At 69.4% G+C, this 21,120-nt stretch carries 25 protein-coding genes; 17 read left to right on the top strand and 8 right to left on the bottom strand.

Annotated features, from left to right (window positions below; translation table 11 throughout):
- Window positions 1-22: 22 nt before the first annotated feature.
- The 3 genes from ACXJKR_RS01805 to ACXJKR_RS01815 form a co-directional block, all read right to left on the bottom strand.
- A complete protein-coding gene (locus tag ACXJKR_RS01805; RefSeq protein ID WP_457320240.1) occupies window positions 23-1,765 on the bottom strand; it encodes an FAD-dependent oxidoreductase in 1,743 nt (580 codons plus the stop codon).
- Between the two features lie 156 nt (window positions 1,766-1,921).
- The gene (locus ACXJKR_RS01810; protein WP_457320242.1) at window positions 1,922-2,167 is read right to left on the bottom strand and encodes a hypothetical protein; all 246 of its coding nucleotides are present in this window, start codon (window positions 2,165-2,167) and stop codon (window positions 1,922-1,924) included.
- The gene (locus ACXJKR_RS01815; protein WP_056191584.1) at window positions 2,112-2,333 is read right to left on the bottom strand and encodes a hypothetical protein; all 222 of its coding nucleotides are present in this window, start codon (window positions 2,331-2,333) and stop codon (window positions 2,112-2,114) included. Before ACXJKR_RS01815 ends, ACXJKR_RS01810 begins: the two co-directional genes overlap by 56 nt.
- A 259-nt stretch (window positions 2,334-2,592) precedes the next feature.
- Between ACXJKR_RS01815 and ACXJKR_RS01820 the strand changes: the two genes are divergently transcribed.
- Window positions 2,593-2,928: a hypothetical protein gene (locus ACXJKR_RS01820; RefSeq protein WP_457320244.1), complete on the top strand. Its 336-nt coding sequence runs from the start codon at window positions 2,593-2,595 to the stop codon at window positions 2,926-2,928.
- A 21-nt stretch (window positions 2,929-2,949) separates the two neighbouring features.
- On the opposite strand, the gene ACXJKR_RS01825 is transcribed toward ACXJKR_RS01820, so the two are convergent.
- A complete protein-coding gene (locus ACXJKR_RS01825) occupies window positions 2,950-3,642 on the bottom strand; it encodes a hypothetical protein (RefSeq protein ID WP_235531777.1) in 693 nt (230 codons plus the stop codon).
- Window positions 3,643-3,749: 107 nt separating this feature from the next.
- Here ACXJKR_RS01825 and ACXJKR_RS01830 point away from each other — a divergent pair, with 107 nt between their 5' ends.
- Entirely contained in the window at window positions 3,750-4,256 is a 507-nt protein-coding gene (locus tag ACXJKR_RS01830) for an MOSC domain-containing protein (RefSeq protein WP_457320246.1), read from the top strand.
- Window positions 4,257-4,330: 74 nt separating this feature from the next.
- Complete coding sequence (locus ACXJKR_RS01835) at window positions 4,331-5,239, top strand: hypothetical protein (RefSeq protein WP_457320248.1); 909 nt, start codon at window positions 4,331-4,333, stop codon at window positions 5,237-5,239.
- A gap of 57 nt (window positions 5,240-5,296) precedes the next feature.
- On the opposite strand, the gene ACXJKR_RS01840 is transcribed toward ACXJKR_RS01835, so the two are convergent.
- Together ACXJKR_RS01840 and ACXJKR_RS01845 are read right to left on the bottom strand one after the other, a co-directional pair.
- Entirely contained in the window at window positions 5,297-6,760 is a 1,464-nt protein-coding gene (locus ACXJKR_RS01840) for an aminotransferase-like domain-containing protein (protein ID WP_457320250.1), read from the bottom strand.
- Complete coding sequence (locus ACXJKR_RS01845) at window positions 6,760-7,344, bottom strand: LysE family translocator (protein ID WP_457320252.1); 585 nt, start codon at window positions 7,342-7,344, stop codon at window positions 6,760-6,762. The genes ACXJKR_RS01840 and ACXJKR_RS01845 overlap by 1 nt, the downstream gene beginning before the upstream one ends.
- 96 nt (window positions 7,345-7,440) lie before the next feature.
- On the opposite strand from ACXJKR_RS01845, the gene ACXJKR_RS01850 reads away from it, so the two are divergent.
- The 7 genes from ACXJKR_RS01850 (at window position 7,441) to ACXJKR_RS01880 (ending at window position 13,235) form a co-directional block, all read left to right on the top strand.
- Window positions 7,441-8,634, top strand: a complete 1,194-nt coding sequence (locus ACXJKR_RS01850) for a PQQ-dependent sugar dehydrogenase (RefSeq protein WP_457320254.1) — start codon at window positions 7,441-7,443, stop codon at window positions 8,632-8,634.
- Between the two features lie 3 nt (window positions 8,635-8,637).
- The gene (locus tag ACXJKR_RS01855) at window positions 8,638-9,849 is read left to right on the top strand and encodes a helix-turn-helix domain-containing protein (RefSeq protein ID WP_457320256.1); all 1,212 of its coding nucleotides are present in this window, start codon (window positions 8,638-8,640) and stop codon (window positions 9,847-9,849) included.
- 26 nt (window positions 9,850-9,875) lie between these two features.
- A complete protein-coding gene (locus ACXJKR_RS01860; RefSeq protein ID WP_457320258.1) occupies window positions 9,876-10,520 on the top strand; it encodes a Vgb family protein in 645 nt (214 codons plus the stop codon).
- A gap of 81 nt (window positions 10,521-10,601) precedes the next feature.
- Window positions 10,602-11,363 (top strand): DUF899 domain-containing protein, encoded by a 762-nt coding sequence (locus tag ACXJKR_RS01865; protein WP_457320260.1) that lies wholly within the window; start codon window positions 10,602-10,604, stop codon window positions 11,361-11,363.
- 5 nt (window positions 11,364-11,368) lie between these two features.
- A complete protein-coding gene (locus ACXJKR_RS01870; RefSeq protein ID WP_457320261.1) occupies window positions 11,369-11,926 on the top strand; it encodes a hypothetical protein in 558 nt (185 codons plus the stop codon).
- Entirely contained in the window at window positions 11,883-12,806 is a 924-nt protein-coding gene (gene epsC / locus ACXJKR_RS01875) for a serine O-acetyltransferase EpsC (RefSeq protein ID WP_457320263.1), read from the top strand. The genes ACXJKR_RS01870 and epsC overlap by 44 nt, the downstream gene beginning before the upstream one ends.
- Window positions 12,807-12,842: 36 nt before the next feature.
- Complete coding sequence (locus tag ACXJKR_RS01880) at window positions 12,843-13,235, top strand: YybH family protein (RefSeq protein ID WP_457320265.1); 393 nt, start codon at window positions 12,843-12,845, stop codon at window positions 13,233-13,235.
- On the opposite strand, the gene ACXJKR_RS01885 is transcribed toward ACXJKR_RS01880, so the two are convergent.
- Both ACXJKR_RS01885 and ACXJKR_RS01890 read right to left on the bottom strand, forming a co-directional pair.
- Window positions 13,232-14,464 (bottom strand): potassium/proton antiporter, encoded by a 1,233-nt coding sequence (locus tag ACXJKR_RS01885; RefSeq protein ID WP_457320266.1) that lies wholly within the window; start codon window positions 14,462-14,464, stop codon window positions 13,232-13,234. The genes ACXJKR_RS01880 and ACXJKR_RS01885 overlap by 4 nt on opposite strands.
- A gap of 5 nt (window positions 14,465-14,469) precedes the next feature.
- Entirely contained in the window at window positions 14,470-15,618 is a 1,149-nt protein-coding gene (locus ACXJKR_RS01890) for a mechanosensitive ion channel family protein (RefSeq protein WP_457320268.1), read from the bottom strand.
- A gap of 206 nt (window positions 15,619-15,824) precedes the next feature.
- Here ACXJKR_RS01890 and ACXJKR_RS01895 point away from each other — a divergent pair, with 206 nt between their 5' ends.
- The 7 genes from ACXJKR_RS01895 to arsN2 all read left to right on the top strand — a co-directional run bounded on the left by ACXJKR_RS01895 (window position 15,825) and on the right by arsN2 (window position 21,118).
- On the top strand, window positions 15,825-16,115 hold the full coding sequence (locus tag ACXJKR_RS01895; protein WP_457320270.1) for a DUF2789 family protein: 291 nt from the start codon (window positions 15,825-15,827) through the stop codon (window positions 16,113-16,115).
- Window positions 16,112-17,083, top strand: a complete 972-nt coding sequence (locus ACXJKR_RS01900) for an extracellular catalytic domain type 1 short-chain-length polyhydroxyalkanoate depolymerase (RefSeq protein ID WP_457320272.1) — start codon at window positions 16,112-16,114, stop codon at window positions 17,081-17,083. The genes ACXJKR_RS01895 and ACXJKR_RS01900 overlap by 4 nt, the downstream gene beginning before the upstream one ends.
- A 57-nt stretch (window positions 17,084-17,140) precedes the next feature.
- Complete coding sequence (locus tag ACXJKR_RS01905) at window positions 17,141-17,476, top strand: ArsR/SmtB family transcription factor (RefSeq protein WP_056191556.1); 336 nt, start codon at window positions 17,141-17,143, stop codon at window positions 17,474-17,476.
- A gap of 7 nt (window positions 17,477-17,483) precedes the next feature.
- A complete protein-coding gene (locus ACXJKR_RS01910; protein ID WP_457320274.1) occupies window positions 17,484-17,990 on the top strand; it encodes an arsenate reductase ArsC in 507 nt (168 codons plus the stop codon).
- Window positions 17,987-18,661, top strand: a complete 675-nt coding sequence (locus tag ACXJKR_RS01915) for an aquaporin (protein ID WP_457320276.1) — start codon at window positions 17,987-17,989, stop codon at window positions 18,659-18,661. Before ACXJKR_RS01910 ends, ACXJKR_RS01915 begins: the two co-directional genes overlap by 4 nt.
- Window positions 18,662-18,776: 115 nt before the next feature.
- A complete protein-coding gene (locus ACXJKR_RS01920) occupies window positions 18,777-19,268 on the top strand; it encodes a MarR family winged helix-turn-helix transcriptional regulator (protein WP_056191549.1) in 492 nt (163 codons plus the stop codon).
- On the top strand, window positions 19,259-21,118 hold the full coding sequence (gene arsN2 / locus ACXJKR_RS01925) for an arsenic resistance N-acetyltransferase ArsN2 (RefSeq protein WP_457320278.1): 1,860 nt from the start codon (window positions 19,259-19,261) through the stop codon (window positions 21,116-21,118). The genes ACXJKR_RS01920 and arsN2 overlap by 10 nt, the downstream gene beginning before the upstream one ends.
- The last annotated feature ends 2 nt before the right edge of the window (window positions 21,119-21,120 follow it).

The following is a 21,120-nucleotide window of genomic DNA, read 5'->3' on the forward strand; positions in this document are numbered from 1 at the left end:
GACCATGCGCAGAACTCAATCCTCAAACCCGCACAAACCCGTCCGCGCTCCACGCCTGCGAGCCCACGCCGTGGTGCACGAAGAAGAGACCATCGGGGTCGTACCGCGCCTTCACGGCCCGCAGCCGCGCGGCGTTGGCGCCCCAGAACTCGCGCTGCCAGTCGGCGTTGAAGAAGTTGCTCTCCGACACATAGGAGCCTGACCTCGGCGCCACGCGGCGCAGCGCGGCGGCGGTGGCATCAATGGCGCGCGCGTTGCGGTGCGCGTTGGTCAGGTCGGGCGGGGTGCGGGCCAGGCCCGGGTAGGCGGGCGCCTCGCCGTCGGCCATGATGACCAGCGCGAACGACTCGCACACCGCCGGGTTGGTGGCCGTGTTGGCGGCGCTGGCCAGTGCCGCGGGCGGCGCGCCGGCCAAGCCCTTGTTGAAGTGCAGGTCCAGGTGCTTGTGGCGTGTGCTGTCCAGCAGCGCCTGCACCATGCGGGCGCGCTCGCCGGGCTGCAGCAGCGCGGCGGGCAGCCAGAGGGACTCATAGCCGTGTAGCCAGGCGCCCACCTGGGCCTGGTCGCCTTTCCACCAGCCGTGGTGCTTGGGCGCGCCCTCGCGCGTGTCGGGGATCATGGAGCCGTTGCCCTCCATCCTCCACCAGCCGCGCGCATCGTCCGCCCACGCGCCGGGCTCCTCCACCACGCTGAAGTCCTCGGGCGAGTCCTTCACCCAGTCGAAGAACGGCGCCCACACCTGCTGCGCCTGCGCCTTTTCCAGGCCCTGGCACACCATGGAGATCTTGAGCGTGTTGTCCGGCCCGAACGACGCCTGCTCGCCCCAGTGCGGGTTGAAGAGTGAGTCGGCATAGAAGTCCACGAACCGCGCCACGAGGCGCCGGTAGGCCGCGTCGTCGCGGGCCTTGAACTTGCCCCATGCCGCGCCGAAGTGCTGCGGCAGTTCGTGCGTGCGCAGCGTCACGCGCGTCACCACGCCCCAGCTGCCACCGCCTCCGCCCTTCAGCGCCCAGAACAGCTCAGGGTCTGACCGCTCATTGACCGTGCGTACCTGCCCATCGGCCGTCACGATCTCGGCCTCCAACAGGCTGGACGCCGCCGTGCCAAAACCCTTGGAGAAGCTGCCAAAGCCCCCACTCTGGATGAGCCCCGCCACGCCCACGTCCGTGCAGCCACCGCCTTGCACATAGCGGCCAGCCAATGTCGTCACCGCGTGGTACAGGTCAATCCACACCGCGCCCGCCTGCGCGGACACCGCTGGCACCGGCGCCACCTTGCCCTCGCAGCCCTTGGGCACGAAGCCGTCGTGCAACGTCACCTCGTTCATCGCCCGCGTCCAGATCAACAGCGAGTCCGGCGCGTTGGACGTGCCCTGGTAGCTGTGCCCCGCGCCCTTCACCACCAGCCGCAGGTTGTGCTCGCGCGCGAAGTTCACGCCCGCCACCACGTCCGCCGTGCTGCCGGYCTTGATCACATAGGCACTCGCCGCTGGCGTCCACGCGTCCAGGTAGCCCGACACCTGTGTGCCCCCGGCCTGGTCGCCCACGAAGAACGGGTTGCGCAGGTTCTTCATCAGCACGCCGCAAGCCGCCGCGACGGGGCTGGCCGCGCACGGCGCCATCAGCGGCTCCACGGCCGACAGGCGCTCGCCCACCGCGTCCTTGAGCCGCTGCCACTGCGCGGCGTCGGGCCAGTCCGGGTCCGTCGGCCGCTTGCGCCGCCGCGCCCGGCCCTGTGCATGGGTGACCAACGGCAGCGCCGCCATGGCCGCTGCGCCTTGAAGAAGATGTCTACGAAGCAACGTGAACTCCCTGGGTCATTGGATGAGCACCAGCATTCCACGGCGCTGCGCGCCTGGCAGGCGCGTTGGGGTGAATGGTGGGGCGAGCGGGGCCAGCGGCTGGCCCGCTGGAAAGACGGGCTAAGGCTCGCAGCGCGCCGCCAGATGACCCACGGCGCGATAGAACGACGCCACATGCAGCGCCTGCGAGAACCGCCCGGCCTCGATGTCGCCGCTGATGGCCGCCTGCGCTATGAAGCTGACCTCGATCTCCTCCGACGGGTCGAGCGACTGGGCCGATGCATGGGCCAGGTCGGCCGCAGCGCCGCTGCTATTGCTTGCGGTCGTGCGGCGAGCGGCCCAGGCCGAACAAGAAGATGCCGCCAAGCAGAGCGGTGATCAGCGACGCCATGCCTGATCCAAACAAGGGATGGTGCCCCCACAGGGCCAAGTCATGGTGCTTGAGGGCATGGCCGAACGACAGGCCCAGGAAGGCCAGGCCGACGAGCGCGGCGAACAGCAGCAGCGATACGAAAGCGTGTTGAGCATTCATGTGACTTCCTCAGACTGCAACTTCGAATGGCGGTTTTAGCCAAGGCACCGAAGGTTGGCGAGGCCCAGGTTGAGTGGGGCGTCATCAAGCATGAGGACTTCGCCACGTTTCCGGCACCCAAAATACTGTTTAAATCAACAGTATCATGCCGGGTCGCCGTTGCCAGGTGTGAGGTGCACGCCAAGGCGTTCAATCCCGGCGGCCCAAGGGTCGCCGGGCTTTTTTGCCATCGTGGGGTCGCCAGACAATCCGCCGTGCCATGCCACGCCGACAACGCCGCGATCACCACCACGTCTATGTCGTGCTGCTGTCTGAACGCGTCTGGAACGAGCCAGCCTTTCGCAAGGCCAACCCCGGCCATGACATCGTCAAGCCCTGCCTGTACGTTGGCATGACGGGCCTGGACCCCGATCTGCGCTTTGACAGGCACATGGCCGGCGTGCAGGCCAATCGTTTCGTCCTGAAGTACGGCATGCGCCTGATGCCCGAGCTTTACGAGTTCTACAACCCGATGCCCTACGACGCGGCGCGCGACATGGAAGTGGAACTCGCCATCGGCCTGCGTGAGGCGGGCTACGCGGTGTGGCAGGCGTAGCCGGGAAAGAACAGCGTCAGCTCAGTCCCTGAGACCACGCGCCCAGACGCGGTCGGCGGCCTCGAACATCGTGCGGCCGTCCAGCATGGCCGGGTCGCGGACAAGGGCCAACCAGTCCAGCGTGTCGTGGTGGCTGCCGGGAATCAGGTCGGTCGACCGTTCCGCCACGAGCCAGGCATGCAGCCTGGCATACAGCGCGGGGTGGCGCGCCTGCGCCCAGGCCAGGCCAACGAGATCGCCATAGGCTTCCTCACGCCGCGTGGACCGCATGGCCAGCCAGGCCTGCTGCAGATCCGCGGCCAGGCCGTCCGGGGGCTTGGCGGCGACGAAGCCGGCCGGCACACCATGCCAGGCGCCATCGAGATAGCGGCGGCAATGGCCCAGTTCATGGGCGGCCATCAGCTCCAGGGCAGGGCCGCGCAACGCGGGGTCGAGGGCGTCGATCTGGCGCTGGCCTTCGGGGTTGCCGCGCATCGACAGCACCAGCTTGCAGCGGCCATCGACAAAACCCAGCGCGAGCGGCGCCGTGCCGGGCTCGGCCTGGGGCTGCACGACGATGTCCACCGGCAGGGCGAGCGCCTGGCGAGCATGGGCAATGACGGGCGTGATGCCCTGCAGCCAGCGCATTTCCAGGGCGGTCAGATCGGCGGCGTGAGCGGTCTGCGACAGCGCGACACACACAAAAGCAAAGGTGGAAAAAAGACGTCTCAGCACGGCAGACACTCCTTGAGAGCATCTTCGGGCGTGACCGGACGAGACTTGACTGCCCCGTGCCGCGCATCCGTGAACTATGCGGACCAAAGCCGGGCTAAGGTGTATCCATGAAAACCATGCGCGACCTGATGACGCCGCCGGCCCATATCCAGGGCCGCGTCGAGACCATCATCGTGCGCGGCGCACCGCGCGACCGGGCCCGACGCATCGAGCAGACGACGGCGCTGGCCGGCATTGGCCTGGCCGACGACCGGCTCGGCCAGCGCGGCGAGGCCGAGCTGTCGACGCGCCAGGTCACGCTGATCCAGCTGGAGCACCTGCCGCTGATCGCGGCATTTGCGCGCAGCGGCCCGATCGACCCGGTCGACCTGCGCCGCAACCTCGTCATCTCCGGCATCAACCTGCTGACGCTGAAGAACGCCAAGGTCCGCGTCGGCGCAGCGCTGATCGAGATCGTCGGCCCCTGCGCCCCCTGCTCGCGCATGGAGGAGGTCATCGGCCCGGGCGGCTATGCGGCGATGCGCGGCCATGGCGGCATGACGGCGCGCATCCTCGAGGGCGGCGCCATCCGCGTCGGTGATGTGGTGAGCGTGGGCCAAGCCGTCCTCATCTAGTCCGCACGTTCGACGATGTGGCGCCCGAACTGCACGCATCGCTATCCTGCCCGCCGATCGGGAGGCTACGTGATATGAAAATTGAGCAGGCGTACTACATCAAACTGGGACGCGGGGGCGAATGGGAGTCAAGTGCAATTGCCGGCAACAAGCTTCGTTTGGGCTGGCGCAATCAAAGCATCGAAGACGTTAACGCGGGTCGTTGGGAACTGATTGAGCAGCAACTGCGCCTTGAAAGCCAAGGAAAATTGGGCGTCGGTACAACCGACCTGAACCGCCTGCAGGACATCACGAACTCCGGCCCAAATGACGTTTGGGTGACCTTCCACTTAGCCAAGATGTGGTGGACTCGGCTACTTCCGGGGCCAGTTGAACAGGATGAGATTTCCAAGTTCCGCCGCACCACAGGATGGTCCGACGTCGGTGGCGAGAAGACCTTGTTCGCAAACGAGTTGCCCGGCCGTCTGGCGCAATTGCAGGCGTTTCGGGGCACCGTCTGCAGAGTGACTGATAAAAGCCTGCTGACCCGGGTTCTGACCGGCGAACGGAGCCCACTGTCATCCTCAATAGCCCTTTCTCGCGCCGACCTATCCAATTCGCTCTCGCGAGCCATTTGCGAATTGCATTGGAAAGACTTCGAGACGCTGGCGGATATGGTTTTCCGACATGCCGGCTGGATTCGAAACAGTGTGCTCGGCCAGCAGGCGAAGGCGCTCGACCTGGAACTTATTGAGCCGCTGACTCGCTCCAAGTACGTCGTGCAGGTGAAGTCACAGGCTGGTGTGCGAGATCTGGAAGAAACCATCAAGAGCTTCTCCAAGGACAACTATCGCCGGGTGTATTTCGTCGTTCACACACCGACACCGGAGCTGCGCTTCTACGACCGGCTGCCTGACCATGTCGAGTTGCTCCTGCCCGAACGGCTAGGCGAACTCGCCTTGGAGGCAGGTCTGACACATTGGATAGAAGCAAAGGTCGCATGAGCCGACTCAGTCTGGTCATGACCCAGACGTTCTGCGTCCCAGCGCGCTACCAGCCCTTCAAATCGCTGTTCGCTGCCCGCGCGCCCGCTCCAACACCCGCTGCGCGCTGGTCGTCGCACTGAGCTGATCTTGCAGAAACTGCGCCAGCCGCGGCTGCTGGCTGAAGGCGGCGTTGAAGCGGATGTGCGAGTCGCGAGCGCCATCGGCCGCGAAGGTGGCGCCGCGCACCAGCAGGATGCCGGCGCGAAAAGCCTCCTTCACGACGTTGTCCACGTCGACGCCGGCCGGCAGCGTGCCCCACAGGAACAGGCCGCCCTCGCCCGGATGCTCAAGCAGCACGCCGGCCTGGCGCAGCTGCAGCGTTGCCGCGGCGCGGGCCGCGGCCAGGCGCTGCTGCAGGCGGTCCAGGTGCTTGCGCCAGCGGCCGGCGGCCAGCACTTCCAGCAGCACGTATTCGTTGAGCGCGGCCGTCGTCAGCACCGAGATGATCTTCTCGCGCATCAGCGCCTTCAGCAGCGCCGGCTCGGCCGCCATATAGCCCAGGCGCAGCGCCGGGCTCATGGCCTTGCAGAAGCTGGAGTAGTAGATGACGCGGTCCAGCCCCGAGAGCTGGGCCAGCCGCGTCGGCGCGCCGGGGTGGAAGTGGCCCTGCACGTCGTCCTCGGCGATCAGGAAGTCGTGGCGCTGGGCCAGCATCAGCACCCGGTGCAGGTTGGCGGCCGTGCTGCCCCAGCCGGTGGGGTTGTGCAGCACGCTCTGGATGAAGAGCAGGCGCGGGCGGTGCTCGGTGCAGGCGGCGTCCAGCGCCTCCAGGTCGATGCCGTCGGGCCGTCGCGGCACCGGCACGATGGTCACGCCGGCCTGGCGCAGGCGGTCAAAGAGCAGGAAATATCCCGGCGTCTCGACGGCGACCGTATCGCCCGGGCGCAGGAAGGCGCGGCAGATCAGGTCGATGGCCTGGGTGCCGCCATAGGTCGTCAGGATGCGGCCGGCATCCACGGCCACGCCCTGGCTGCGCAGCAGCATCGCGATGCGCTCGCGCAGCTCAGGCAGGCCCTGCGGCGGGCAGCGCGAAGCCATGCCGGCCGTGGCGCGGGCCAGGCCGCGCTGCACGGCGGCCGCGGGGATGGCATCCTCCAGCCAGGTGGCCGGCAGCGCGCCGCTGCTGGCCAGCAGCACGCCGGCCTTCTGGTCGTTCGCCTGCTGGGCCAGCCAGACAGCCTCCTGCTCCTCGCCGGCTTCCACGCGCGCCGCCTGAGTCAAAAGGTCAGGCATGGCGTCCGCCGGGCCCTCGGCGACGAAGAAGCCGGCCGTGCCGCGCGAGTCGATGAGGCTGGCAGCGACGAGGCGGTCGTACGCGACGACGACGGTGTTGGGGCTGACGCCCAGCCGCGACGCGAGCTGGCGGATGGAGTTCAGTCGGGCCCCGGGCGGCAGCTGGGCGCTGGCAATCAAGGCATGCAGGCGCTGCTCGATCTGGTCGGCCAGCGGCGTCGGGGAGTCGCGGTCCAGAGAAAACATCAGCGCAGCAGCATCAGGGCCAGCACAACCAGGGAGGTGGCCATGATGACATTGAAGGCGCGGCGGCGCGCCGGGCTGGACAGGAAGCGGGAAATGCCGACGCCGAACAGCGCCCACATCGAGACGCAGGGGAAACCGATGAGGGCGCCCGTGAGACTGACGAACAAGGCGCCGCTGACGATGCTCCACTGTGCCGGCATGAAGACCGACGCCACCGTCACCGCGCGGATCCAGCTCTTGGGGTTCACCGCCTGGAACAGCGCGGCCTCCGCGAACCCGACCCGTTCCGGTGGCCGACCATTGGCGGCGGGCGCCACGGCCAGCTTCCAGGCCAGCACCAGCATGTAGAGGGTGCCTGCCAGCTTCAACATTTCGTGCAGCACCGGCCAGGCCGTGAAGACGGCACCCAGGCCCGTACAGGTCGCGAAGGTCAGCACGGCCACACCGGTGTTGGTGCCCAGGATGGCCGGCAGCGTGCGCCGGTAGCCGTAGTGGGCGCCGTTGGCCACCAGCATCATGTTGTTGGGGCCAGGGGTGCTGGACATCAGCAGGCAGTAGGTGGCGAAGGGCAGCATCTCGTTCATGGGGCCATTGCAGCGCCCGGCGGCCGGGACGTGAAGCTACAGCGCGCGGTGCCGTGCGGCGTGCTGTATCAATGCGGCGACCGACACAATGGCCATATGAGCTTCACCCTTCGCGCCGCCTGGGCCCTGGCCGCTGCCGTCGCCGCACCCGTCTGGGCCGAGCCGCCCGCCTATCGCACCCAGGGCCAATGCGACGGCCTGCCCGCCATCACCTCGTTGAAGGTCGCGCCCGAGTTCTGCCTCGCATTGGCCGCCTCCAACCTGGGTCGGCCACGCGGTGTGCTGGCGCTCAGTGCCAACCGCCTGCTCGTCACCGACATGGGCAACTGGAACTCCGGCCATGGCCGGCTGCTGGAGCTGACCCGCGAGCCGGGCCAGCCCTTCAAGGTCACGGTGCTGCTGAAGGGCCTGGACCRCCCGCACGGTCTGCGCAAGGATCCGCAGGGCCATGTGCTGCTGGCCGAGGCGCACCGGATCAGCCGCGTCGAACTGCCCGCGGGCCGGCTGCAGCCCCTCGTCACCGAGCTGCCCACCCAGGGTCGCCACCCGCTCAAGTCTTTCGCCGTCGACGCCGCCGGCGCCCTCTTCGTCAACTACGGCGCGCCGAGCGACCATTGCGAGGCCATGGACGGTGTCGCGGCCGGCACGGCCCAGGGTTGCGGCCAGACGGGCGGCAAGGCGCCGCTGGCGGCGGTCTGGAAGTTCACGCCGAAAGATGGCGGCGCATGGGAGGGCCAGCCCTTCGCGTGGGGCCTGCGCAATTCCGTCGGGCTGGCTTTCCACCCCGACAGCGGCGAGCTCTGGCAGGCCGAGAACAGCCGCGACAGCCTGCCCGGCGACAAATACGACAAGGCCAGCCCGCCCGATGAACTCAACCGCGTCGAACCCGGCCGTCACTACGGCTGGCCGCATTGCACCGGCGCCGACATCCTGGACAGCAGCTACGGCGCGCGCCGCTGCCAGGACTTCACCCCACCGGTGAAGCTGCTGCCGGCGCATGCCGCGCCGCTGGGCATGCTGTTCTACGGCAAGGCCGGGCCGGCGAAATGGCAGGGCAGCCTCGTCATGACCTGGCATGGCTACCAGCCGACGGGCCACCGGCTGATGGCCTGGCGCTTCGATGGCAAACACCAGCCCATGGGCGAGCCGCTGCCGCTGATCGTGGGATGGAGCGCCCAGGCCGGCAAGCACCCGATGGGCGCGCCGGTCGATGTCGACCAGGACGAGCAAGGCCGCCTGTGGATCACCGAGGACCGCAATGGCGACCTGCTGCTGCTCGCGCCGCGCTAGTCCATGGACTCGCTGATCTCCGCCGCTGCCCGCGCGCTGGCCGCGGGTGACGCGCTGGCGGCACTGAAGCGCGTCGCGCTGCGCGAGGACCCGCCTGCGCTGGCCTTGCGCGGCATCGCGATGGCCCAGCTCGGCGAGCTGGCCCGGGCGCGCGAGCTGCTCAGGCGCGCGGCCCAGGGCTTTGGCGCGCAGGAGGCCACGGCACGGGCGCGCTGCGTCGTCGCCGAGGCGGAGGTGGCGCTGGCCATGCGCGACTTCAGCGCCGCACCGCGCGCGCTGGAGGCCGCCATGGCCGCGCTCGAAACGCGCGGCGACCGCGTCAACGCGCTGCAGGCCCGACTGATCGCGGCGCGGCGGCAATTGCTGCTGGGCCGACTCGATGCCGCGGCAGCCCTGCTTGCGCCGCTTGACGACCAGGCATTGCCACCCCTGCCCGCTGCCGTGGCCGCCCTGGCCGGCGCGGAACTGGCGCTGCGCTCGCTGCGCATGGCCGAGGTGCACGCCGCCCTCGCACGCGCTCGCGACGCTGCCGCACGGGCCGGCGTGCCGGCGCTGATGGCCGAGGCCGCCGACGCAGCTGCCGTGCTCGACCACACCGCCGCACGCCGGCTCGTGGCCGGCGCCTGGCAGCCGCTGCGCCTGCACGAGGTGGCCGCGCTGATGGACTCGGGCGCCGTCGTCGTCGACGCATGCCGCCACGCGCTGAGTGCCGGGAAGTTGCGCGTGCCACTCGCCCGCCGCCCCGTCCTGTTCACGCTGTTGCGGGCCCTCGCCGAGGCCTGGCCGGGCGAGGCCGAGCGCGACACGCTGATTGCCCGCGCCTTTCGCATCCGCGAAGTCGACGAAACCCATAGAGCGCGGCTGCGCGTCGAGATTGGAAGGCTGCGTGCCCTGGTCAAGCCCGTCGCCGGCATCGAGGCGACCGCACGCGGTTTTTCGCTGCGCGCTCCGGAGGTGGCCGTGCTCTCGCCACCGATGGAAGGCGAGGCCAGCGAGCTGCTGGCCCTGCTGTCCGACGGCGCCGCCTGGTCCACCTCGGCCCTGGCCCTGGCCCTGGACGCCAGCCAGCGCACCGTGCAACGCGAGCTGGCCGAACTGGAGGCCGCAGGCCGCGTGCGCGCCATCGGCCAGACGCGCTCGCGGCGCTGGCTGGCGCCGCCGCTGACCGGATTCACGACGATCTTGTTACTCCCCGCCGCGCTGCAGCTTGGCTAAGGTTCGCCCATCGCAAGGAGCAAACCATGAACACCGTGATCCACCCCGCCGAGATCGTCCGCGAATACGGCCCCTTCGAAGGCGGCAAGAGCGTCGCCGGCGTCACCCACGATGGTCGGCGCGTCTGGGCCGCCACCGGCGCCGCCCTGGTCGCCTTCGACCCCGCCAGCGGCGAGGCCCAGCAGCGCATCGAGCGCCCCTGCGACGCCGGCACGGCCTTTGACGGCCGCTACCTCTACCAGCTCGCCGAGGCCCGCATCGACAAGATCGACCCCGCGACCGGCAGCGTCGTCGCGTCCATCCCGGCGCCGGGCCAGGGCGGCGACTCCGGCATGGCCTGGGCCGAGGGCAGCCTGTGGGTGGGCCAGCACCGCGGCCGCAAGATCCACCAGATCGACCCCGCCACCGGCGCCATCGAGCGCACCATCGAGTCCAACCGCTTCGTGACCGGCGTGACCTGGGTCGATGGCGAACTCTGGCACGGCACCTGGGAGGACGACGCCAGCGAGATCCGCCGCATCGACCCCGCCGATGGCAGCGTGCTTGAAAGCCTGCAGATGCCCGCCGGCACCAATGTCAGCGGCCTCGAATCCGACGGCGCCGACTTGTTCTACGCCGGTGGTGGCGGCACCGGCAAGGTCCGCGCTGTGCGCCGACCCAAGCGCGCTTAACCACTGAATTCCCCTGAGCAGAACTCACCCGAACCCCGGGTGGAGCCGCTGCATTGCCTTCACCCACCCAAGGAGCCTTTGATGAACGCCCCCATTTCTCATCCTGTCGTCACCCGCGATCTCTGGATCGCCGAACGCAAGAACCTGCTCGCCCGCGAGAAGGAACTGACCCGCCTGCGCGACCAGGTCGCCGAAGAGCGCCGCACCCTGCCCTGGGTGCGCCTGGACGATGCCGCCTACGTCTTCGACACGCCGGCCGGCCCGCGCAAGCTGAGCGAGCTGTTTCAGGGCAGGCGCCAGCTGTTGGTACAGCACTTCATGTTCGGCCCCGGCTGGGAGCAGGGCTGCAAGAGCTGCTCCTTCATGGCCGACCACCTCGACAGCATGGCACCCCACCTGGCCCAGCGCGACATTGCGCTGCTGGCGGTGTCGCGCGCGCCGCTGGCCGACCTCGAGGCCTTCAAGCGCCGCATGGGCTGGCAATTCGCCTGGGCCTCGTCCAACGGCAACGACTTCAACCGCGACTTCCACGTCAGCTTCACGCCGGCGGACCGGGTCGACGGCGAGGTCTATTACAACTTCCACATGACACCCTTCCCGAATGAAGAGGCGCCCGGCATCAGCATCTTCTGCAAGGACGACGACGGCCAGGTCTTCCACACCTACTCGACCTTCGGCCGTGGCGTCGAAGTGATGATGGGCACGTACAACCTGATCGACCTGACACCCAGGGGCCGCGATGAGGCGGGCCTGAGCTACACGATGGAGTGGGTGCGCCACCATGACCGCTACGAGTCGGCAGCACCCGCGGCGGCAGCCTGCTGCGGCGGCGCCAAGGCCTGACAGCCATGAGCGCCACCAGCCTCTGGCCCTGGCTGGCCCTGGCCGGCGCCGGCGCCCTGCACGGCCTGAACCCGGCCACCGGCTGGGGCCTGGCCGCCTGCTCAAGGGACGCGCGCCGCGCCCTGCTGCCGATCGCGCTCGGCCATGCCGGCGCCGTCGGTGGTGTGGCGGTGCTGGTGGCTTTGGGCGGGACCATGGGCAGCGGGCAGCTGCTGTGCGGCCTGCTCTTGCTGCTGGCGCTGGCGCTGCGGCGCGCCAAGACCGGGCTGGCGTTGTGGTCCTGCCTGGTGGCCAGTGCCCATGGCAGCGGCATGATGCTGGTGCCAGCATTGGTGCCGCTATGCCTGAGTGCCTCACCGGCCCGCGAGATCACTGCCTCGGGCTCGCTGTTGCTGGCCTTGGCGGCCGTGGCCGTCCACATGGCGGCCATGCTGGCCGTGACGGCGGCCCTGGCCCTCGTGGGGAAACGGTGGATTTCTATACTGGCCGCCCTTGCCAACCGCCTGCGCGGCGCCCGCCATGACCCAAGCCCTCACTCCTCCGTCAACGCCCGCGCCCGGTGATGAACTGCAGGCTGTCGTCGAGGCCTTGCGTGACGAACGCAGGCGCTGGCGCGAGGCGCACCGCCGCGGCGGCGACGGCCGCGAGCTGCCGTCGCGCGAGCTGCTGGCAGGCATGGTGCAGTGCCTGTCGGGCGCGCTGTTCCCGATGCGCCTGGGGCCGCCAACGCTGCAGCCCGAGAACGAGGATTTCTACGTCGGCCACACCATCGGCACCGCCATGGCAACACTGCGCCAGCAGGCCGCGCTGGAGCTGCGCCACGAGGCCCGCCAGCGTGGCGATGACGCACCCAGCCAGGATGCCGCCGAGCTGGCCACTCGCTTCCTGCGCACCCTGCCCGGCGTGCGCGTGCTGTTGGACAGCGACGTGCTCGCCGCCTACCAGGGCGATCCGGCGGCGCGCAGCGTCGACGAGGTGCTGCTGTGCTACCCCGGCGTGCGCGCCCTGATCAGCCACCGCCTCGCGCATGAGCTCTACAAGCTCGGCCTGCCGCTGATCGCCCGCGTCGTCGCCGAGCTGGCCCATGCCGACACTGGCATCGACATCCACCCCGGTGCCACGATCGGCAGCGGCTGCTTCATCGACCATGGCACCGGCGTGGTCATCGGCGAGACGGCCGTCATCGGCGAGCGCGTGCGCATTTATCAGAACGTCACGCTGGGCGCCAAGAGCTTCCCCACCGACGGCGACGGCAATCTCGTCAAGGGCCAGCCGCGCCACCCCATCGTCGAGGACGAGGCCGTCATCTATGCCGGCGCCACCGTGCTGGGCCGCGTCACCATCGGCCGCGGCGCCGTCATTGGCGGCAATGTCTGGCTGACGCGCAGCGTGCCGCCGGGCAGCCTTGTCACGCAGGCGGACTCCCTGGCCGGCACAACCTGAAACAGCGAGCGCCCGCCGTGGCGCTAAGGTGGTGACATGCAAGCCGATGAACAAGAGATCCGTGATCTCGTGACGACTTGGATGGCCGCCACGCGCGAGGGCGATGTCCAGGCCGTGCTCGCACTGATGACGGATGACGCCGTCTTCCTGACGCCCGGCCGGGCTCCGATGACCAAGAGCGATTTCGCCAAGGCCGCCGAGAGCCAGGCACGCGGCAAGGCGCCGAAGTTCGACGGGCACAGCGAAATGCTGGAGCTCCAGGTGTTGGGCGACTGGGCCTTCATGCGCACCCGCCTGAGCGTGACCGCCACGCCGCCGGATGGCTCGCCGCCGACACGCCGCGAAGGGCACACGCTGACGCTGCTGCGCAAGGACGGCGGCCGCTGGAAGCTGGCGCGTGACGCCAACCTGCTGGCGCCGGTAGCCTAGCGCTCACTCTGATCAAGCCCCAGCCAGCGCGCCAGTGGCGCCAGCGTCGGGCCCTGGATGAGCAGGGACAACAGCACGACGACGAAGGCCACGTCGAAGAAGCGCCAGCCGTTCGGCAGGCCGGCCAGCACCGGGTAGGTGGCCAGCACGATAGGCACCGCGCCGCGCAGGCCCGACCACGCCACGAAGCACTGCGCCCGCCAGCCAAAGCCCAGCGGCGCCAGGCACAGGAACACCGCGGCGGGCCGCGCGACCAGCATCAGGCCGGCCGCCAGCAGCAGGGCCGGGCCGATCAGGCGCAGGACCTCATGCGGCGTGACCAGCAGGCCCAGCAGCAGGAACAGCACCGCCTGGGCCAGCCACGTGTAGCCGTTCAGCCCGGGCAGGCTCATCGCCGCCACGCGTTCGGCACGGTGGCGCACCAGCAGGCCGGCCACATACACAGCCAGGAAGCCCGAGCCGCCGCAACGGTTGGTGACGGCAAACAACAGGAAGCCCAGGGCCGCCATCAGCAGCGCCGTCAACCCGTCGTGGTCATCTGTGATGGGCAGCTTGCCCACCCACCATGCGGCCAGCAGGCCGCCCAGTACGCCGGCGAGCAGGCCCAGCCCGAGCTGCTCGCCCAGCAGGGGCAGCAGGTCGACCAGGCTGTTCACTTGCGCGTCGCCCGACTGGCCGAAGGGCATCAACCAGGCGATCAGGCCGATGGTCAGCACCATGGCCATGGGGTCGTTCAGCGCCGACTCCACCTCGATGGTGGCCGCCAGGCGCGGCTCCAGGCGCAGCTTGCTGGCGGCGAACTGCGCAAACACGGCGGAGGCATCGGTGGACGAGACCGCCGCGCCCAGCAGCAGGCCTTCGGTCCACGGCATGTCCAGCACCGCCTTCGCGATTCCCGCGACGATGGCGGCCGTGATCGCGACGCCTACCGTGGCCAGCAGGCTGGCCGGCAGCATCGCGCGGCGCACCTCGCTCCAGCGCGTGCGCAGGCCGCCATCGAACAGGATGAGGGCGAGCGCGAGATTGCCGACGGTGACGGCCAGCCGGTGGTCGTCGAAGGGCAGGCCCAGCGGCCCATCCACGCCGGTCAGCATGCCAACCGCCATGAAGACGAGCAGATGCGACAGGCCGAGGCGGTGGGTGTAGAGGGCGCCGGCGATGGCGACCAGAACGAGCGCAGCAATGGCCGCCGTCAGCAACTCGGGGCCGGCGGCGGCGCTGTGGATCACAAAGTTCAGCCTGCCGCGGCGGGCACGATGTCAGGCGCGTCGGGCGAGGCGCCTTTGCGCGTTGGCGCCGGGCCAGCCGGCGCCGGTGACTGCAAGCCGACAACGTTGACGGTGTTGGTGGTGAACGCCAGACGGATGCCGCGCTGCTGCAGCTCGCGCATCAGCGCCAGGTTCAGCGTCTGCTGGTGGTCCATGTAGACGTCATAGCTGGGATCGTTGACGCGGTAGACCACCTCGAAGTTCAGCGAGTTCTCGCCGAAGCCCTTGAAGTGGGCCCGTACCAGTTCGAGCTTGGGGTCGGCGTCGATCAGCCCCTTGACCAACGGCGGCACCGCGGCAGCGTCATCGGCGGACGCATCGGACGTGATGCCGAAGGTGAAGGCGACGCGACGCGTCTGCAGGCGCTTGAAGTTGGCCACCGTGCGCTTGAGCAGCTCGGCGTTGGACATGACGATCTGCTCGCCGCCCAGACTGCGGATGCGCGTCGTCTTCAGGCCCACGCGCTCCACCGTGCCGGTGACGTCGCCGACGGTGATGGAGTCGCCCACCTCGAAGGGCTTGTCCACCGCGATGGCGAGTGACGCAAACAGGTCGCTGAGGATGTTCTGCACGGCCAGCGCCAGCGCGATGCCGCCGATACCCAGGCTGGCGACGAAGGCCGTGATGTTGACGCCCAGGTTGGACAGCACGGCCAGCACCACCACCACCCACAGCGCGCCGCGCAAGCCCCAGCTGAGCAAGGTGGCCGAGGCCGAGAGCGCCGCCRTACCGCCATGGCGCGTCTGCTGGGCCGCGAGCACCTGCGCCACCGCCTGCTGGGCCCACAGGCCGAGCTGCAGGGCCACGACGGCGAACCACAGCTGCGACACGCGGTCATGCCAGCGGTCGTCCAGCGGCAGCATGTTGAGCCCGACCAGCAGGCCCACCACCCAGATCAGCGCGCCATTGGTGCGCTCCAGCACGCTGACGAGGCCGTCGTCCAGCGTGCTGCTGGTGCGCTGCGACAGTTTGCGCAGCCGCTGCACGACGAAGCGCAGGCCGACCTTGATGATGACGATGGTCAAGGCGCCGGCCAGCACGGCGGGCAACACGTCGGTCCAGCCCACATCGGGCCAAGCGGCCTGCATGCGCGCAATGAATTCATTCCAGGTCATCGCGACCTCCTGCAGTCTTCAATCCCATGACCGTAGGTGCGCTGTTCCCGCCAGTCTGTCAGCGGGTGACAGCCGGCAGTGTGGGCCTCGGCTGACAGGGACGACCGTCGTGGACGGGGTGTCGGCTGACACCGCGCAGCGGCGCCGACATCTAAGGTCTAAGCCTCACGGTTTCCGCCTTGAAACCCTTTGAAAGAGGATCCGCCATGGACACCACCACCCACCATGACATGCAGGCCCTGTTCTGCCAGCTCGGCCTGCCGGATTCGCCGGCCGAAATAAAGCAGTTCATCCGCCTGCACCGGCCGCTGCCGCAAACGCTGAATCTGTCGGAGGCCCCGTTCTGGAACGCCAGCCAGGTCGCCTTCATCCGCGAGCAATGGCATCAGGACGATGGTGACTGGTGCGGGCAGATCGACCAGCTGAACGCTCTGCTGCGCGAGCATCCCGACCCCTCGGAGCTGGCCCAGGCTCCAAACGACAGCGCCGGCGGATGAAACAGCCCTCGTGGTCGGCGCTGCTCAACCGCAACGCCGCGCTGTTCAAGCGGGCGACCCAGCCGCTGCGCGAGCGCCATCGTCCGCCGTCCAGCGCGGGCAGCTGGTTGATGGGCCTGGTGATGGCCGCGGACGGGCCGCGCCGCTACTACCTGTTCCGGCCCGCGAGCGTGCGCTTCGGCGAACGGCTGCCGTTGCTCGTCATGCTGCATGGCTGCCACCAGGACGCCAAGAGCTTTGCCGCCAGCACGCGCATGAATGCCGTCGCCACGCGCGAGCGCTTCCTGGTGCTCTATCCCGAGCAGCCACGGCTGTGCAACACCCAGGGCTGCTGGAACTGGTTCGACACACAGTCGGGCCGCGCCTTCGCCGAGGCCGGCTGGATCATGAAGGCCGTCGACCAGGTCTGCATGCTGTACACGGCCGACCGCGAGCGCATTGCCGTGGCCGGCCTGTCGGCCGGCGCCAGCATGGCGGCCCTGCTGGCCACGCGCTACCCGCAGCGCTTCAAGGCCCTGGTCATGCACTCGGGCGTGCCGCCCGGCACGGCGAGTTCGCCGGTCTCGGCCGTCGGTGCGATGCAGGGACGGCGCCAGCCGCTGCCGCCCGGCTCGGCCCACGACTGGCCGCCGCTGATGGTCATCCACGGTGACGCGGACCGCGTCGTATCAGCCCGCAACGCCGGTTCTGCGGCGCTGATGTGGTCCGAGGCGGCCGGCGCGCACCAGGAGCCGGCGCAAGAACAGCGCCGCGGCAAGCGCTACCCGATGCGGGTGACGCAGTTCAAGCGCTCGCGCGAGGTGGTGGCGACGCTGGTGGAGGTCGACCGACTGGGCCACGCCTGGAGCGGCGGCGCGGCGCGCCAGCGCTTCAGCGACGCCAACGGGCCGGACGCATCACGCATGGTCTGGCGCTTTGTGGCGCGGCAGTTCGAGGCGCAGCAGACAAAGATCCAATCCCTTCGCTGAGCGCCGGCATTGCCGGACCGCTTGCACTTCAATCCATGATTCGATAATAATGGAAGTATGGATGAACAAGCCGTCGAGCAATTTGTAATCAAGGCCCTCGCCGCCCTGGCCCAGCCGCTGCGCCTGCGGGTGTTCCGCGCCCTGGTCGTCGTCGGTGATGCGGGGCTGACACCCGGCGCCATCCAGGAGGGGCTGGGCGTAGCACCAGCCACGCTGTCCTTCCATCTGAAGGAACTCGTCAACGCGGGCCTGGTGACCCAGGAGCGCGCCAGCCGCAACCTGATCTATCGCGCCCAATACGACAGCATGAACTCGCTGCTGGGCTATCTGACCGAAAACTGCTGCCAGGGCGCCACCTGCGTCGTGCCGAGCGGCACGGCATCCTGCTGCTGAGATCGCCATGACCACCCACGTCCTCATCCTCTGCACCCACAACTCCGCCCGCAGCGTGCTCAGCGAGGGCATGCTGAACCACTGGGCAAAGAAGCTCGGCCGCGACGTGCAGGCGCACAGCGCCGGCAGCGCCCCGAGTGGCCGCATCAACCCCTTTGCGCTGGAGGCGCTGAGCAACGCCGGCGTCGATATTTCGGGCTACCGCAGCAAGAGCTGGGATGAATTCAGCCAGGACGGCGCACCACCGCTGTCCATCGTCATCACCGTCTGCGACAGCGCGGCCGCCGAGCAGTGCCCGGTCTTCTTCGGTGGCAGCGGCAGCCAGCCGGTCAAGGTGCACTGGGGCTACCCGGACCCTTCCAATGCCGAGGGCGGCGATGAGGGCAAGCGCCGCGCCTTCGAGCTGACGCGCCAGGCCATCGGCTTTCGGCTCCTGCAACTGCTGGCCCTGCCACTGGCCACGATGAGCAAGGCCGAGCTGCAGCAAGCCCTCGTCGGGATCTCGAAGGCATGAACCTGCCTCGCCGACTCCTCGCCGAAGCCCTGGGCACGGCCCTGCTGCTGGCCGTCGTCATCGGCTCCGGCGTCATGGCCGAGCGCCTGTCCGGCGGCAACGTGGCCCTCGCGCTGCTGGCCAACACGCTGGCCACGGTCGGCGGCCTGTACGTGCTGATCGAGGTTTTCGGCCCAGTCAGCGGCGCTCACTTCAACCCCGCCGTCAGCGCCGTGATGGCTTGGCGGGGCGAGCTGCCCGTCGCCGCCCTGCTGCCCTATGTCGCCGCACAACTGACCGGCGCAATGCTGGGCGCGTGGCTGGCACACGCAATGTTCGACATGAGCGTGCTGCAGTTCTCGACCAAGCTGCGCGCCGGCACGGGGCAGTGGGTCGCGGAGGGCGTCGCGACCTTCGGCCTCGTGCTCGTCATCCTGCGCGCGCCGGGCTCGCGCGTTGCGGCCATGGTGGCAGCTTATATCGGTGCGGCCTACTGGTTCACCGCGTCGACCTCCTTCGCCAACCCGGCGGCCGTGTTCGGCCGCATGTTCAGCGACAGCTTCGCCGGCATCGCGCCCGCCAGTGCACCGGGCTTTGTCGTTGCTGAACTGGTGGGCGCCGTGATGGCCGTGGCGGTGAACCGCGTGCTGTCAAGCACGGCCGCCGAGGTCACGGCCCGACGCGCGGCCTGACCGTGACTTGAACGCGCGGGGCTGCGAGCCCCGCCTTTTTGACCCAGGTAGTTGCTATTGACAACGAACAAAGCGGACCTCAACATGCGCCCGGATAGTTGCTATACACACCCAAATGACCGAGTCCGCCCCCGGCAGCCTGTTGCGCGAAGTGGCGCGCCTGTACACCCGCGCCCAGCGCGTCGTGGCCGACTGCTGCCGCACCACCAGCACGCAATGCCATCTGCTGACCGAGCTGGGCCGCTCCGGGCCGCTGCCGCTGTCGGAACTGGGCACGCGGGTCAGCCTGGAGAAGAGCTGGGTGTCGCGTGCCGTGGAAGCCATGGCAGCCCGTGGGCTGGTGAGCAAGGAGCCGAACCCGCTCGACGCAAGGAGCTGGCTCGTCACGCTCACCGCCGACGGCGAACGCACCGTCCGTGAGCTGAACCAGACCCTCGACGACCATGCCCAGCAGCTGCTGGCATCCCTGAGCGAGCGCGAACGCGCCGCCGTCGAGACCTCTTTGCTGACGCTCCTGAAGGCCTTGCGCGAAGACCCGGCCGCGACCTGCTGCCTGCCGCCCCAAGTGCTGAAGGAGCCCATCCAGGATTCCAAACCATGCTGTTGAACGACACCCCCTCCCTGCGCCAGGCCGGCGCCGCCGACTGGCCCGCCATCGAAGCCCTGCTGCTGGCGAACAAGTTGCCCACCGAGGGCGCGCAGGCGCACCTGCCCACCTATCTGCTTGCCATCAGCAACGGCGAGCTCGTCGGCTGTGCCGGCGCCGAGGTCTACGGCCACGTCGCCGGAACCATCGCGCTGCTGCGCTCGGTGGCCATTGCCCCGGGCCTGCACAAGCAGGGCATCGGGCGCCTGCTCGTCGAGCGGCTGCTGCAGGAAGCCCGCTCGCGCGACATCGCGGCCCTCTATCTGCTGACCGTCACGGCGCCGGAGTACTTCGCGCAATACGGCTTCAAGCGCATGAAGATCGAGGACGCACCGGCCGCATTGAAGGCCTCGGCCGAATTCCAGGGTGCCTGCCCGGCCTGCGCGGCGCTGATGACGCTGGTGCTGCGTGAAGCGCCGGTCGCCGATGGCCCGCTGCCGGTCGCGGTGCTTGGCGCCGGGCCGGTCGGGCTGGCGGCGGTCGCCCAGCTGATCGAGCGCGGCCTGCCGTTTGTCGCGCTGGAGGCCGGCGCGACGGTGGGCGCCAATCTCGTCGACTACGGCCATGTGCAGCTGTTCTCGCCGTGGCAGTTCGACGTCGACCCCGCGATGGCCCGCCTGCTGTTGCCCACTGGCTGGACAGCGCCGCCGGCGGCCGAGCTGCCCAAGGCCGGCGAGGTGGTCGAGCGCGTGCTCAAGCCCTTCGCAGCGCTGCCCCAGGTGGCTGCCGCGCTGAAGCTCGGCGCACGCGTCGTGGCCATCAGCCGCGAGGGTTTCGACAAGGTCAAGAGCGCCGGGCGCGACCAGGCTGCCTTCCTGATCCGCTACGAGCAAGGCGGCGAAGTGCACGAGCTGCGCGCCCGCGCCGTCATCGACGCAACCGGCACCTGGAACCAGCCCAATCCGGTCGGCGCCAACGGCCTGCACGCCATCGGCGAGACCGAGGCAGGGGCGCAGATCTTCTACGGCATTCCGGACGTGACGGGCGCGCAGAGGGCGCGCTACGAGGGCCGGCGCACCCTGGTCGTCGGCGCCGGCCACTCGGCCGCGAATGCGCTGCTGGCGCTGGCCGAACTGGCCAGGCAGTCGCCCGGCACGCGCCTGGCCTGGGCCGTGCGCACGCCGACGCTGCAGCGCGTCTTCGGCGGTGGCGACGCGGACGCCTTGCCTGCCCGCGGCGCGCTGGGCACGTCGCTGCGCCGGCTGCACGATGGCGGTGCACTGGGGTTCTTCGCTGGCCTGCGCATCACGCGGATCGAGCGCGTGGGCGGGCAGCTGCGCCTCAGCGGTTTGGACCCGAAACAGCAGCCCGTCGTCGTTGACGGTGTCGACGAAATCATCTGTGCGACCGGCCAGCGCCCCGACCTGTCAATGGCCAGCGAGCTGCGCGTCAAGCTCGACCCGTGGCTGGAATCCACCGAAGCGCTGGGGCCGCTGATCGACCCGAACCTGCACAGCTGCGGCACGGTGCGCCCGCATGGCCACCGCGAGCTGGCCCACCCGGAGCCGGGCTTCTACACCGTGGGCGTGAAGAGCTATGGCCGCGCACCGACCTTCCTGATGGCGACGGGCTTCGAGCAGGCGCGCTCGGTCGTCGCCGCTATCGCGGGCGACCTGACGGCGGCGGACCGGGTCGAACTGGAGCTGCCGGAGACGGGTGTCTGCTCGGTCAACCTGGCGGTCGAAGGCGAGGCGTCCGGCTGCTGCGGCCCGGCAGCGGTGGTGGCCGTGGCCGCGCCCAAGTCGGGCTGCGGCCCGAGCAGCTGCGCCCCCAAGCCGGCGCCGGAGCGCGCCACGCGCTGCTGCGGCTGAGC

This window comes from Roseateles sp. P5_E11, from assembly GCF_054049355.1.